The 12,893-nt window shown below is 70.7% G+C and carries 12 protein-coding genes; 8 read left to right on the top strand and 4 right to left on the bottom strand.

The genetic code is table 11. From position 1 onward, the window contains the following. Positions 1–59 precede the first annotated feature (59 nt). Entirely contained in the window at positions 60–1,064 is a 1,005-nt protein-coding gene (locus ACQEXA_RS22090) for a 4-hydroxy-3-methylbut-2-enyl diphosphate reductase (RefSeq protein ID WP_432932023.1), read from the top strand. Between the two features lie 64 nt (positions 1,065–1,128). Continuing rightward, a complete protein-coding gene (gene ppgK, locus ACQEXA_RS22085; protein ID WP_432932025.1) occupies positions 1,129–1,872 on the top strand; it encodes a polyphosphate--glucose phosphotransferase in 744 nt (247 codons plus the stop codon). Between the two features lie 15 nt (positions 1,873–1,887). Here ppgK and ACQEXA_RS22080 read toward each other — a convergent pair whose 3' ends face one another. Next, entirely contained in the window at positions 1,888–2,259 is a 372-nt protein-coding gene (locus ACQEXA_RS22080) for a DUF6542 domain-containing protein (RefSeq protein ID WP_433134592.1), read from the bottom strand. Positions 2,260–2,743: 484 nt separating this feature from the next. On the opposite strand from ACQEXA_RS22080, the gene ychF reads away from it, so the two are divergent. Continuing rightward, positions 2,744–3,832 carry a redox-regulated ATPase YchF gene (gene ychF, locus ACQEXA_RS22075; protein WP_432932027.1) on the top strand — a complete coding sequence of 363 codons (1,089 nt, stop codon included), beginning with the start codon at positions 2,744–2,746 and terminating at the stop codon, positions 3,830–3,832. Positions 3,833–4,105: 273 nt separating this feature from the next. Then, on the top strand, positions 4,106–5,524 hold the full coding sequence (locus tag ACQEXA_RS22070; protein ID WP_433130788.1) for an ATP-binding protein: 1,419 nt from the start codon (positions 4,106–4,108) through the stop codon (positions 5,522–5,524). Positions 5,525–5,776: 252 nt separating this feature from the next. Here the strand turns inward: ACQEXA_RS22070 and ACQEXA_RS22065 are convergent, their stop codons facing one another. From ACQEXA_RS22065 to paaI, 3 genes are read right to left on the bottom strand one after another with little or no spacing between them, the layout of a single operon-like run. After that, entirely contained in the window at positions 5,777–6,415 is a 639-nt protein-coding gene (locus ACQEXA_RS22065; protein WP_432932031.1) for a TetR/AcrR family transcriptional regulator, read from the bottom strand. 25 nt (positions 6,416–6,440) lie between these two features. Beyond that, on the bottom strand, positions 6,441–7,787 hold the full coding sequence (gene paaK / locus ACQEXA_RS22060) for a phenylacetate--CoA ligase PaaK (RefSeq protein WP_360995884.1): 1,347 nt from the start codon (positions 7,785–7,787) through the stop codon (positions 6,441–6,443). 10 nt (positions 7,788–7,797) lie between these two features. Further along, positions 7,798–8,175: a hydroxyphenylacetyl-CoA thioesterase PaaI gene (paaI, locus tag ACQEXA_RS22055; protein ID WP_432939518.1), complete on the bottom strand. Its 378-nt coding sequence runs from the start codon at positions 8,173–8,175 to the stop codon at positions 7,798–7,800. Between the two features lie 140 nt (positions 8,176–8,315). Here paaI and paaN point away from each other — a divergent pair, with 140 nt between their 5' ends. The 4 genes from paaN to ACQEXA_RS22035 are packed head-to-tail and all read left to right on the top strand — an operon-like array spanning position 8,316 to position 12,854. Beyond that, positions 8,316–10,025 carry a phenylacetic acid degradation protein PaaN gene (gene paaN, locus ACQEXA_RS22050; RefSeq protein WP_432932033.1) on the top strand — a complete coding sequence of 570 codons (1,710 nt, stop codon included), beginning with the start codon at positions 8,316–8,318 and terminating at the stop codon, positions 10,023–10,025. After that, complete coding sequence (locus tag ACQEXA_RS22045) at positions 10,025–11,248, top strand: thiolase family protein (RefSeq protein WP_432932035.1); 1,224 nt, start codon at positions 10,025–10,027, stop codon at positions 11,246–11,248. Before paaN ends, ACQEXA_RS22045 begins: the two co-directional genes overlap by 1 nt. Positions 11,249–11,253: 5 nt before the next feature. Next, entirely contained in the window at positions 11,254–11,994 is a 741-nt protein-coding gene (locus tag ACQEXA_RS22040) for an enoyl-CoA hydratase/isomerase family protein (RefSeq protein ID WP_432939520.1), read from the top strand. After that, complete coding sequence (locus ACQEXA_RS22035) at positions 11,991–12,854, top strand: 3-hydroxyacyl-CoA dehydrogenase family protein (RefSeq protein ID WP_432932037.1); 864 nt, start codon at positions 11,991–11,993, stop codon at positions 12,852–12,854. Before ACQEXA_RS22040 ends, ACQEXA_RS22035 begins: the two co-directional genes overlap by 4 nt. Positions 12,855–12,893 lie beyond the last annotated feature (39 nt).

Below are 12,893 nucleotides of genomic sequence, written 5' to 3'. Positions count from 1 at the left end.
CGGATCGTCACCTGCTCTCCCCCTGGGAGGCGATCTACGACCCGGGACACGGCCTTACGATGGTTCGCATGACTGCTTCGCCTGGCCGCCGTGTTCTGCTCGCCGCCCCCAGGGGCTACTGCGCGGGTGTCGACCGTGCCGTCATCGCCGTCGAGAAGGCCCTGGAGCAGTACGGGGCCCCGATCTACGTGCGCCACGAGATCGTCCACAACAAGTACGTCGTGCGGACCCTGGAGAAGAAGGGCGCCATCTTCGTCGAGCGGACGGAGGAGGTCCCGCCGGGGAGCATCGTCATGTTCTCCGCGCACGGCGTCGCGCCCACGGTCCACGAAGAGGCCAAGCAGGGCCGGCTCGCCACCATCGACGCGACCTGCCCGCTGGTCACCAAGGTCCACAAGGAAGCCGTCCGCTTCGCCAATGAGGACTTCGACATCCTCCTGATCGGGCACGAGGGCCACGAAGAGGTCATCGGCACGTCCGGTGAGGCCCCCGACCACATCCAGCTCGTCGACGGCCCCGAGGACGTCGCCAAGGTCGAGGTCCGCGACCCGTCGAAGGTCGTGTGGCTCTCCCAGACGACCCTCTCGGTCGACGAGACGATGGAGACCGTCGACGCCCTCAAGGAGAAGTTCCCCCAGCTGATCTCCCCGCCCAGCGACGACATCTGCTACGCGACGCAGAACCGCCAGCTCGCGGTGAAGCAGATGGGCGCCGAGGCGGACCTGGTCATCGTGGTCGGCTCCCGGAACTCCTCGAACTCCAAGCGGCTGGTCGAGGTCGCCAAGCTCGCCGGCGCGCGCGAGGCCTACCTCGTGGACTTCGCCGACGAGATCGACGAGGCCTGGCTGGAGGGTGTGACGACCGTCGGCGTGACCTCGGGTGCCTCCGTCCCGGAGGTCCTGGTCGAGCAGGTCCTGGAGTGGCTCGCGGGGCGCGGCTTCGAGGACGTCGAGATCGTCAAGGCCGCCGAGGAGTCCATCACCTTCTCGCTGCCCAAGGAACTGCGCCGCGACCTGCGCGAGGAGGCGGCGACGCTGCTCGCGGAGCGTACTTCGGAGAGCTGACGGGTCCGCCTCCGTCACGGCTTCGGCAAGAGGGCTGCCGGTCCGACGCCGTACCGTGGTGACCATGAAGATCTTCGGCGTGGACATCGGTGGATCCGGTATCAAGGGCGCACCCGTGGACCTGGAGCGGGGCGATCTGACGGAGGAGCGCTTCAAGGTGCTCACTCCCCATCCGGCGACGCCCGACCTCGTGGCCGACGGCGTGAAGGAGGTCGTCGGCCACTTCGGCTGGACCGGCCCCGTCGGCATAACGTTCCCCGGCGTCGTCAGCGACGGTTCCACGATCCTTACGGCGGCCAACGTCGACAAGGGCTGGATCGGCACGGACGCGCGCGCCCTGCTCAGCGGGCGGCTGGACGGGCTCCCGGTCACCCTGCTGAACGACGCGGACGCGGCGGGAGTCGCCGAGATGCAGTTCGGCGCCGGCCGTGACCGCCGGGGCACGGTCATCATGCTGACGTTCGGCACGGGCATCGGCAGCGCCCTGTTCGTCGACGGCACTCTCGTCCCGAACACGGAGCTGGGCCACCTGGAGCTCGGCGGCCACGACGCGGAGAAGCGCGCGTCCACCAAGGCCAAGGAGGACCACGGCCTGACGTGGGAGCACTGGGCCCGCCGGGTGCAGAAGTACCTCGCCCATGTGGAGATGCTGTTCTCCCCGGAGCTGTTTATCGTCGGCGGGGGCGTGAGCCGCAAGTCCGAGAAGTTCCTGCCCCTGATCCAGGACGTCAGAGCCGAGATCGTCCCGGCCCAGCTGCAGAACAACGCCGGGATCGTGGGCGCGGCGATGAGGGCCGCCGAGGCGTAGGGACGGCCGAAGAGCTCAGGTGGTGGTACGGCGGCGCTGTGCCGCCCGGCGTCGAATCACCCGCACCCTGCGTACGGTCGCGATGACGCCTGCGATGAGTGTGCCGCTGTACAACCAGCCCGCCTGGGTCGCCAGCGCGGTGACCAGCCCGACCAGACGTCCGCCGAGCCCCTCACCGCCGTCGGTCATGGTCAGCAGGCCGGCGGCGAAGGCGATCGGCACCGCGACGGGCGCGACCACCAGGTCACCGGGCCGCACCCACAGCGCGGTCAGCAGGCACACGGGCAGGAACAGCGCGCCGTACACCGTCAGGGACGAGTCGAACAGCAGCTGGTCGAGAAATCCGGCAGCCAGCATCACGGCCCCGCAGAACAGCCCACCGCCCAGGCCCGTGAGCGGGGGGGCGGGCAGCCGCCTGCCTCTCTGGACCAGCGCTGCGGCACTCCGTCGCTCGGCCGCGGGGCGGCGCTGGGGGCCGCCGTTGCCTTGGTTCGCTGGCCGTGCCCCGGCGGTGGCACCGCGTGTCTCGGGGCGGCCGGGGGTGCCGGGCCGGGTGGGCCGGGCCGTCGTCTCGGGACGTACGGGCGTGGCCGCACCCCTCCGCCCCTGAGGGGGCAGGGGGGCGCCGCGTCGCGGTCCGTGTTGCGCAGGTCGCGTCCTGTGTTGCTCCACTGGACCAACTTAGGTCGGTTTATGTGTGAAATGACCCCACAGACACGCCGTTGGCGAGACCTTGGCCAAGCGTTCGATACGTCGCCGGGCCGGGGTCGGGCACACCGTAGACTGGTGGATCGGCCCGCACACGCTCCTACGGACCCGGGCCCGGACAGCCCCAGTCCAGTCCTCCACCTCACGTACGGGAAGTCGCAACGTGTCGCTCACGATCGGAATCGTCGGTCTGCCCAACGTCGGCAAGTCGACCCTGTTCAACGCCCTGACCAAGAACGACGTGCTCGCGGCCAACTACCCGTTCGCCACGATCGAGCCGAACGTCGGTGTCGTCGGCGTCCCCGACGCGCGGCTCGCCAAGCTGGCCGGGATCTTCAAGTCGGAGCGGGTCCTCCCGGCCACCGTGGACTTCGTCGACATCGCGGGCATCGTGCGCGGCGCCAGCGAGGGCGAGGGCCTGGGCAACAAGTTCCTCGCGAACATCCGCGAATCGGACGCGATCTGCCAGGTCATCCGTGCCTTCAAGGACGAGAACGTCGTGCATGTGGACGGCAAGGTCTCGCCGAAGGACGACATCGAGACGATCAACACCGAGCTGATCCTCGCCGACCTCCAGACGATCGAGAAGGTCCTCCCGAGGCTCCAGAAGGAGTCCCGGATCAAGAAGGACGTCGCCCCGAAGGTCACGGCCGTCGAGGAGGCGAAGGAGATCCTGGAGAGGGGCGACACGCTCTTCGCGCACGGCATCGTCCAGGGCAGCGAGCGCGCCGAACTGCTCCACGACCTGCATCTGCTCACCACCAAGCCGTTCCTCTACGTCTTCAACGTCGACGAGGACGAGCTGATGGACGACACCTTCAAGGACGACCAGCGCGCTCTGGTCGCCCCCGCCGAGGCGATCTTCCTCAACGCCAAGCTGGAGGCGGACCTCGCCGAGCTCGACGAGGACGAGGCCCTCGAGCTCCTCGAGTCGGTCGGCCAGCACGAGCCGGGCCTCGCGACCCTGGCCCGCGTCGGTTTCGACACCCTGGGCCTGCAGACCTACCTCACGGCGGGCCCGAAGGAGTCCCGCGCGTGGACCATCAAGAAGGGCGCCACCGCCCCCGAGGCCGCCGGTGTCATCCACACCGACTTCCAGAAGGGCTTCATCAAGGCGGAGGTGATCTCCTTCGAGGACCTGGTCGCCACCGGCTCGGTCGCCGACGCCCGCGCCGCGGGCAAGGCCCGCATGGAGGGCAAGGACTACGTGATGCAGGACGGGGACGTGGTGGAGTTCCGCTTCAACGTCTAGCAGGTGACCTGGCGCGCGATCGCTGATCTGGCGAACTCGCAGTTCAGAAGGGGTCCGTTCCTTCGGGGGCGGGCCCCTGGTTCTTTTCCGTGCCGGGATGGTGCTGGGATGCCTGACCCGTCGTCGCCTGTCATCACCCCTGGTCGTCCTTACTGCGCCGGGATGCGGCAGAGTCGTGACTGTGAGCGACGATCAGCGAGACGCTAAGCGAGTACGTTGCTAACATTCGCGTTACTAACATAGGCGTTAGTCTCACGTGGAGGTCGGCGGACGTTGGTGGATTTTGTAGGTCGCCGGCAGGAGCTGGCGACGTTGGGGCGAGAGCTGCAGAAGGTGGCGGTAGGGGCCGGCGGGGAGCGGCCCGGTCGGTGCGTGATGTTGCGCGGGCGGCGCCGGGTGGGCAAGTCGCGACTGGTCGAGCGGTTTGCGGAGCGCTCCGGAGCCCCGTTCTTGTTCTACACGGCGACTGGTGCGTCCCCTGGGGATGATCTGGCACGGCTGGCCCGAGACGCCCAGGCATCGACGCTGCCGCTGGCGCGGCTGGTGGCCGCCGCGCGGCCGGAGAGTTGGGATGCCGCGTTCGATGTGCTGGCCGCGGCGCTGCCCGGCGACCGGGCGAGCGTGCTGGTCATCGACGAGGTGCCGTACCTGATGGATCCCGATGGCGCCTTTGAGGGGATGCTGCAGCGGGCCTGGGACCGGGTGCTGGAGACCAAGCCAGTGCTGCTGGTCCTCATCGGCTCCGATCTGTCGATGATGGAGGCTCTGAACAGCTACGGGCGACCGTTCCACCAGCGCGGCCGGGAGATGGTGCTCGGGCCGCTGAACCCCTCCGAGGTGGGGAGGATGCTCGGGCTGGAACCGGCGGAAGCCTTCGATGCCGCGCTCGTCACCGGCGGGCTGCCGCTGATCTGCGCGGAGTGGCCGCACGGCGCGGGGCTGTGGGGCTTCCTCGGCGAGGCCCTGAATGACCCGGTCTCGGCTCTGCTGGTGTCGGCCGAGCGGTCGTTGGCTGCCGAATTCCCCCCGCAGGCTCAGGCGCGTACGGTGCTGGCGGCCATCGGCAGTGGCGAGCGGACCTTCACCAATATCGCCCGTGCGGCCGGCGGGATCGGGGCCACGCCGCTGCAGCGAGCGCTGGAGCTGCTCACGGACAAGCGGATCGTCGCTGCGGAGCTGCCCGTATCGCTGCGTACGTCGAAGGATCGCCGCTACCGGGTGACAGATCCCTACCTGCGTTTTTGGCTGCACCTGCTCGGCCCGTCCATGGAGGAGATCGAACGGGGGCGGGGCGATCTGACCTTGGCGCGGATCCGGGAGAAGTGGACCAGCTGGCGCGGCCGGGCGATCGAGCCGCTCGTCCGCGAGGCGCTCGCCCGGAAACTGCCCGACGACCGGCTCCCCGCGGCGCCCGCAGTGGGCGGCTACTGGACCCGCACCAACGACGTCGAGATCGACATCGTCGGGGCGGACCGCGCCCCCATCGCCAAGGAGCTGCTCTTCGTCGGCTCCATCAAGTGGCTGGAGCAATCGCCCTTCGACCGGCATGACCTGGCAGCTCTCCATCGACACCGGGCCGCCCTCACCGGCGAACCTGTTCCCGTCGTGGCGGTCTCGCGCAGCGGAGTCGACTGTCCGGGACTCGATGCCGCCTACGGCCCCGGCGATCTGCTGACCGCTTGGCCGCTGTGAGCGGCGGATCGCAGGCGAGGCGCGGAGTTGGTGAGTGCGATCAGGCCGAAGACATCGTGGAGAAGCACGTGGTGGAGTTCCGCTTCAGCGTCCAGCGGGTGACCCGGCGCGCGATCGCTGATCCGGCGCACTTCGCAGTTCAGGCGGGGCCGACCCGTCTCGGGTCCGGCCCCGCTTTCGGTACGGTGCCGGATGGGTCCTGGGTGATCTGGCACGCCGTCACCTCAGGTGTCTGAGTCCTCAGTCCGGCGGCTACCCCGAGCGGCGTCCTGGGTCGGCGCCGATGGCCCCCTCATGGCGCAGACCGTCGAACAGTACGGTCGTGAGGGAGTCGGCCAGGGTCGTGACCGGGAGGTCTCCGTCGGGTCTGTACCACTCGATGAGGGAATTCACGGTGCCGAACAGCAGGCGACTTGCCAGGTGGGGATCGATGTCGTCGCGTACGCCTCCCTCGGCTGCGGCGCGTATGACCAGGCCGGCGACCCGGTGGTCGAACTCGCGCCGCCGCTCGAGGGCCCGCTGCTCGGTGTCGCTGTTGCCATGGATCCGCAGGAGCAGGGTGACGTACGGCAGCTCGGCCGCGAGTACCTCGACGCTGCGCCGCACGACGTGCCGCAACCGGTCGGTTGCCGAAGCGTCCGGTGCCGGGCTTTCGTCCAGTACGGCGAACAGCGCGTCCAGAGCACGGGTGGCGGCGAGGGACAGCAGCTCCTCCTTGCCGGCGACGTGGTGGTAGATGCTGGACTTGCTCAGTCCGAGCCGCCGGGCCAGGTCCTCCATGCTGGTGCCGTCGTAGCCGCGCTCGTTGAAGACCGCGACCGCGACCTCCAGGAGGGAGGCACGGTCATAGGCGGGTCGCTCCGCGCGCCGTGCGATGGGCGTGTTGCTCACCCGGTCATTGTCGCAGGGAGACTGATCACGCCCCACGCTCGTCCTTGATCCGCCGGAGCTTGCCGAGGGAGCGCTCCAGGGTCTCCGGCTCCACGATCACCACGTCCACCGTCACGCCGACGCCGTCCTTCACGCCCTTGGCGATCGCGCGGGCAGCCGTCTCGCGCTGCTCCGGTCCCGCGCCGGGCCCGGCCTCCACACGGACGGTCATGTGGTCCATCCGTCCCCGTGTGCTCAGCTGGAGCTGGAAGTGCGGGGCGACGCCGGGTGTGCGCAGAACCACTTCCTCGATCTGGGTCGGGAAGACGTTGACCCCGCGCAGGATGATCATGTCGTCGCAGCGGCCCGTGATCTTCTCGATACGACGGAAGCCGGGACGGGCGGTGCCGGGCAGCAGCCGGGTCAGGTCCCGGGTGCGGTAGCGGATGACCGGGAGCGCCTCCTTGGTGAGCGACGTGAAGACGAGTTCACCGCTCTCGCCGTCGGCGAGGACGTCGTCCGTGATCGGGTCGACGATCTCGGGGAGGAAGTGGTCCTCCCACACATGCAGGCCGTCCTTGGTCTCGACGCACTCCTGAGCCACACCGGGGCCCATCAGCTCGGAGAGGCCGTAGATGTCGACGGCATGGATGTCCAGGCGCTCCTCGATCTCGCGGCGCATCTCCTCCGTCCACGGCTCGGCACCGAAGACGCCCACCTTCAGGGAGGTGGTGCGCGGGTCCACGCCCTGGCGCTCGAACTCGTCGAGGAGGGTCAGCATGTAGGAGGGCGTGACCATGATGATCTCGGGCTTGAAGTCCTGGATGATCTGCACCTGGCGGGCCGTCATGCCGCCGGAGGCGGGGATCACGGTGCATCCGGCGCGTTCGGCGCCGTAGTGGGCGCCGAGGCCGCCGGTGAACAGGCCGTACCCGTAGGAGATGTGGACCTTGTGCCCGGGACGGCCGCCGGCGGCGCGAATCGAGCGGGCGACCACGTCCGCCCAGGTCGAAAGGTCCTTCTCGGTGTAACCGACCACCGTGGGGCGACCGGTCGTGCCGCTGGAGGCGTGGACGCGCCGCACCTCGGACATGGGGACCGCGAACATGCCGAAGGGGTACGTGTCCCGCAGGTCGGCCTTGGTCGTGAAGGGGAAGCGGCCCAGATCCTTCAGCGTCCGGCAGTCCTCGGGCGTGACGCCGGCCTGGTCGAACTTCTTGCGATACAGCTCGACGTTCTCGTACGCATGCCGCAGCGTCCGACGCAGGCGGCGCAGCTGGAGCGCCTCCACCTCCTCGCGCGGCATCCGCTCGGCGTCGTCCAGCAGGTGCGCCGGAAGGGGCTCACCGCGGCGGGCCCGGACAGTCGCAGGTACGGTCGGTTCGTTGATCATTGCGGGCTTCCTAGTCCTCGGTGCTCCGGATGCTGCGGCTGCGGCCGCGGAACTCCGCGATCACCGTCTCGCCTCGTACGACGCTCACGTCGTAGATGCCGCTGCGACCGAAACGGGTGATCTCCCGTGCGGTGGCGGTCAGCACGTCCCCCTCGCGGGCGGGTGCCACGAACGTGACATCCGCTCCGGCGGCGACCGTGACCGGGCCATGGCTGTTGCAGGCGCAGGCGAAGGCGGTGTCGGCGAAGAGGAACAGATATCCGCCGTGAGCGATCCCGTGACCGTTGACCATCGAGGAGGTCACGGTCATGCGGAGGACGGCAGTCCCTTCGCCCTGCTCCAACAGCTCGATACCGAGGAGCCCGGAGGCCCGGTCGGCGGCGAACATGCGCGCTGCCGGCCCTGAGGTCGCGGACGTTGCTCTTGTCACGGTATACACCACCTTGTGTCCCGACCGAACATTCGGTTAGCGTGCGGCGGGGCCAAGTAATTCAAGCCATGCCAGTGCCTGTCAAGGGGATGAGTCACATGCAGCACGCAGTCACCGAGGTGCCCGACTTCTTCGCACGCCATCGCACCCTGCTGGAGCAGGCGGTGGCGGCGACGGAGAGTCGGGAGCACTGGACGCCCCATCCGGAGTCGCCCAGCAAGTCGATGTACGGCGAGGATGCTGCCCAGCTCGGTGAGGCGGTCTTCCGGGAGCAGATCGGCAGGCCCTTCGACCTGCCCGGGCATCCGGGCGAGGGGCGCGTGGCGCCCGAGGAGCACTCCCCTTACGGCTTCCCGCTGGGCATCAGCTACCCCCGTCTCTCGCCGGCCGCGGCCGTGGCCGCCGCCAAGGGCGCCACGGCAGCCTGGCGCGGGGCGGGCCCGGACACGCGCGCCGGGGTCGCCGCGGAGATCCTCGCCCGGCTGAACGCGGCGAGCTTCGAGATCGCCCACGCCGTGCAGCACACCACGGGCCAGGCCTTCGTCATGGCCTTCCAGGCGGGTGGCCCGCACGCCCAGGACCGCGGGCTGGAGGCCGTCGCCTACGCGTGGGCGGCGCAGAAGAAGCACCCGGCCGCCGCCCGCTGGAACAAGCCGCAGCGCAAGGGCGGCGCCCTGGTGCTGGACAAGAAGTTCAGCCCCGTCGGCCGCGGTGTCTCCCTGCTCGTCGCCTGCAACACCTTCCCGACCTGGAACGGTTATCCGGGCCTGTTCGCCTCGCTTGTCACCGGCAACCCGGTCGTGGTCAAGCCGCACCCCGGTGCCGTGCTGCCGTTGGCGATCACCGTCCGCATCGCCCGTGAGGTGCTGGCCGAGGCGGGCTTCAGCCCCGACCTCGTCCTGCTGGTCACCGAGGCGCCCGGTGGCCGGGACGCCGCCACGCTCGCCCTGGACCCGGACGTGCGGATCGTCGACTTCACCGGTTCCACCGAGTTCGGCGACTGGCTGGAGACCAACGCACGCCAGGCCGCCGTCTACACCGAGAAGGCCGGCCTCAACACCGTCGTGCTGGACTCGACCGACGATTACCGCGGTCTGCTCGGCAACCTCGCCTTCTCGCTCTCGCTGTACAGCGGGCAGATGTGCACCACCCCGCAGAACCTGCTGATCCCGCGCGAGGGAATCGCCACCGACCAGGGCCCGCGGACGGCCGACGAGTTCGCCGCCGACCTCGCCGCCGCCCTGGACAAGCTGCTCGGCGACCCGGCCCGTGCGGCCGGCACGCTGGGCGCGATCGTCAACGACGGCGTGCGGGCCCGGCTGAAGGAAGCCGCCGGCGCCGGCCGTACGGTGCGCGCGTCGACGTCCGTCGCACACCCGGAGTACGCGGAAGCCGACGTGCGGACGCCGCTCGTGGCGCGGCTGGACGCGGAGGCCGACCGGGAGGTCTACACCCGGGAGTGGTTCGGGCCGGTGTCCTTCGTGATCGGCACCGACTCCACCCGGCACAGCCTGGAGCTGCTCCGCGAGACGGTACGCGCGCACGGGGCGCTGACCGCCGCCGTCCACTCCTCCGACGAGGAGGTGCTGGCCGCCGCCGAGGAAGCCGCCCTGGACGCCGGTGTCCACCTCTCCGAGAACCTCACCGGGCAGGTCTTCGTCAACCAGTCCTCCGCCTTCAGCGACTTCCACGGCAGCGCCGCCAACCCCGCGGCCAGCGCCACCCTGTCCGACGCGGCCTTCGTCACCGGCCGCTTCGCCGTCCTGCAGTCCCGCCGCCCCGTCCACGCCGCCGAGGAGTCCGCCTGATGCCCGAAGAGGTCTACCTGATCGACGGAGCGCGCACCCCGCAGGGCCGCTACGGCGGCGCCCTGGCCTCCGTACGCCCCGACGACCTGGCCGCCCTCGTGGTCGGTGAGGCCGTGCGCCGCTCCGGCATCCCGTCCGAGGCCGTGGACGAGGTCATCCTCGGCGCGGCCAACCAGGCCGGCGAGGACAACCGGGACGTGGCCCGCATGGCGGTCCTGCTGGCCGGGCTGCCGCACACCGTGCCCGGCTACACCGTCAACCGGCTGTGCGCCTCGGGCCTGACCGCCGTCGCCTCGGCCGCCCAGGCGATCCGCGCCGGCGAGGCCGACCTGGTCGTGGCCGGCGGCACGGAGTCCATGACGCGCGCCCCATGGGTGATGCAGAAGCCGGGAACCCCCTGGGCCAAGCCGGGCGAGGTGCACGACACGTCGCTGGGCTGGCGGTTCACCAACCCCCGCTTCAAGGCCGCCGACCGGGCCGTGCCCGCCGGCGCCGGACCCGAGACGGTGAAGCTCACCCTGTCGATGGGCGAGACCGCCGAAGAGGTCGCCGCGCTCGACGGCATCACCCGCGCCGACTCCGACGCCTTCGCGCTGCGCAGCCACCAGCGTGCCGTCGCCGCCCAGGAGGCGGGCCGCTTCGACCGCGAGATCGTCCCCGTCCCTGTGAAGGACGGGGAGGTCACCCGGGACGAGGGCCCCCGTCCCTCGACCACGATGGAGAAGCTCGGCACGCTCCGCGCCATCTTCCGCGAGGACGGCATCGTCACCGCCGGTTCCTCCTCGCCGCTGTCCGACGGCGCGGCCGCCCTCGTCGTGGCGAGCGCCGCCGCCGTGGAGCGGTACGGGCTCACCCCGCGGGCGCGGATCGTCTCCTCCGCCTCGGCCGGTGTCCAGCCCCAGATCATGGGCCTCGGACCGGTCCCCGCCACCCAGAAGGCCCTTGCCCAGGCGGGCTGGCAGACCGCGGACCTCGGCGCCGTCGAGCTGAACGAGGCGTTCGCCGCCCAGGCCCTCGCCGTGATGCGCCGCCTGAAGCTGGACGAGGACAAGGTCAACGCCGACGGAGGGGCCATCGCCCTGGGCCATCCTCTGGGCTGCTCCGGCGCCCGCATCCTGCTGACCCTGCTGGGGCGGCTGGAGCGGGAGGACGCCCGCAGGGGCCTGGCGACTCTGTGCGTCGGCGTCGGCCAGGGCGTCGCGATGCTGGTGGAGCGGGTGTGAGCGCCATGACCCACGAGACCCTCCTGGTTGAGGAGCGCGACGACCGGGTCGTCGTCACGCTGCACCGGCCCGAGGCCCGCAACGCCATCAGCGGGCGGATGATCGCCGAACTGCACGACGTCTGCGACGAGCTGGAGCGTCGGCCGAAGCTGCTGCTGCTCACCGGCCACGGCCGGGTCTTCGCGGGCGGCGCCGACATCGCCGAACTGCTGAGGCGCGGCCGGGACGAGGCACTGCAGGGCATCAACAGCCGCCTGTTCGAGCGGGTGCGCCGGCTGCCCATGCCCACCGTCGCCGCGGTTGACGGGTGGGCCCTGGGCGGTGGCGCCGAGCTGGCCTACGCCTGCGACCTGCGCATCGCCGGACCCGACGCCGTGTTCGGCAACCCCGAGCCGGGGCTCGGCATCCTCGCCGCGGCGGGAGCCTGCTGGCGGCTGCCCGAGCTCGTCGGCGAGTCGGTCGCCAAGCAGGTACTGCTCGCCGGACGCAACCTCGACGCGCAGGCGGCCCTGGCGGCCGGACTCGTCATCGACGTCGTACCGGCCGAGAGGCTCCTGGACGAGGCGCATGCGCTGCTCGACCGCATGGCCCGGTCCTCGGCCACGGCCCTGCGCCTGACCAAGCTCGTCGTGGACTCGCCCGGCGCCCACCCGGTGGCCGACGACCTGGCACAGGCCGTGCTGTTCGAGGGCGAGGACAAGAAGGACCGTATGACCCGCTTCCTGGAGAAGAGGAGCCGAGCATGACCACCACCGCACCCGCACCGGCTGTCGTCGGAGTGATCGGCGGCGGCCGCATGGGCGCTGGCATCGCCCAGTCCTACGCGACCGCCGGGTCGACCGTCACCGTGGTCGAGAACGGCGCCGAGGCCGCGGCGGCCGCCTTGGACCGGGTGGCCACGGGACTGAAGCGGGCCGCGGAACGCGACCGGCTCACCGAACCCGTGGACGAGGTTCTCGCCCGGGTGTCCACCGTGCAGTCGGTGGACGCGCTGCCCGCCGAAGCCGACCTGGTCGTGGAGGCCGTCCCCGAGGACTCCGCGCTCAAGGCCCGGGTCCTCGCCGCCGCCGAGCAGGCGGTGAGCACGACTACGGTCCTCGCCAGTAACACCAGCTCCCTGTCCGTCACCGAGCTGGCCGCCGTCCTCAGCCGGCCCAGCCGCTTCCTGGGCATGCACTTCTTCAACCCGGTGCCTGCCTCGGAGCTCGTCGAGATCGTGGTGGCGCCGGGCACGGACGACGCCACGGTCGAGGCGGCCCTGCAGTGGACGCGCTGCCTCGGCAAGAAGGACGTCGTCGTCAAGGACTCGCCCGGCTTTGCCAGCAGCCGCCTCGGCGTCGCCCTGGGACTGGAGGCCATCCGCATGGTCGAGGAGGGCGTGGCGGAACCCGAGGCCATCGACGACGCGATGCGACTCGGCTACCGGCACCCGATGGGTCCCCTCCGCCTGACCGACCTGGTCGGCCTGGACGTGCGCCTGGCCATCGCGGAACACCTGCACGCCACGCTGGGTGACCGGTTCGCCCCGCCGCGGCTGCTGCGCGAGAAGGTTGCCCGGGGAGAACTCGGCCGCAAGAGCGGACAGGGGTTCTACGCATGGCAGTGAACTGACCGCACTCCGGCACTTGCCGGACCCCAGGAACCT

Origin of the sequence: Streptomyces sp. CA-106110, assembly GCF_050936285.1 — a bacterium.
Lineage (GTDB): Bacteria > Actinomycetota > Actinomycetes > Streptomycetales > Streptomycetaceae > Streptomyces.
The sequence above is the reverse complement of the archived record's forward strand: the minus strand, read 5'-3'. Positions and strand labels throughout refer to the sequence as shown.

What these genes read in the sequence shown, in the direction of transcription:
- ACQEXA_RS22090 (WP_432932023.1), top strand. Translation starts at nt 60, where the DNA reads ATGGTTCGCATGACTGCTTCGCCTGGCCGCCGTGTTCTGCTCGCCGCC.
- ACQEXA_RS22045 (WP_432932035.1), top strand. Translation starts at nt 10,025, where the DNA reads ATGCCCGAAGAGGTCTACCTGATCGACGGAGCGCGCACCCCGCAGGGC.
- ppgK (WP_432932025.1), top strand. Translation starts at nt 1,129, where the DNA reads ATGAAGATCTTCGGCGTGGACATCGGTGGATCCGGTATCAAGGGCGCA.
- ACQEXA_RS22035 (WP_432932037.1), top strand. Translation starts at nt 11,991, where the DNA reads ATGACCACCACCGCACCCGCACCGGCTGTCGTCGGAGTGATCGGCGGC.
- paaI (WP_432939518.1), bottom strand. Translation starts at nt 8,175, where the DNA reads ATGTTCGCCGCCGACCGGGCCTCCGGGCTCCTCGGTATCGAGCTGTTG.
- paaN (WP_432932033.1), top strand. Translation starts at nt 8,316, where the DNA reads ATGCAGCACGCAGTCACCGAGGTGCCCGACTTCTTCGCACGCCATCGC.
- ACQEXA_RS22040 (WP_432939520.1), top strand. Translation starts at nt 11,254, where the DNA reads ATGACCCACGAGACCCTCCTGGTTGAGGAGCGCGACGACCGGGTCGTC.
- paaK (WP_360995884.1), bottom strand. Translation starts at nt 7,787, where the DNA reads ATGATCAACGAACCGACCGTACCTGCGACTGTCCGGGCCCGCCGCGGT.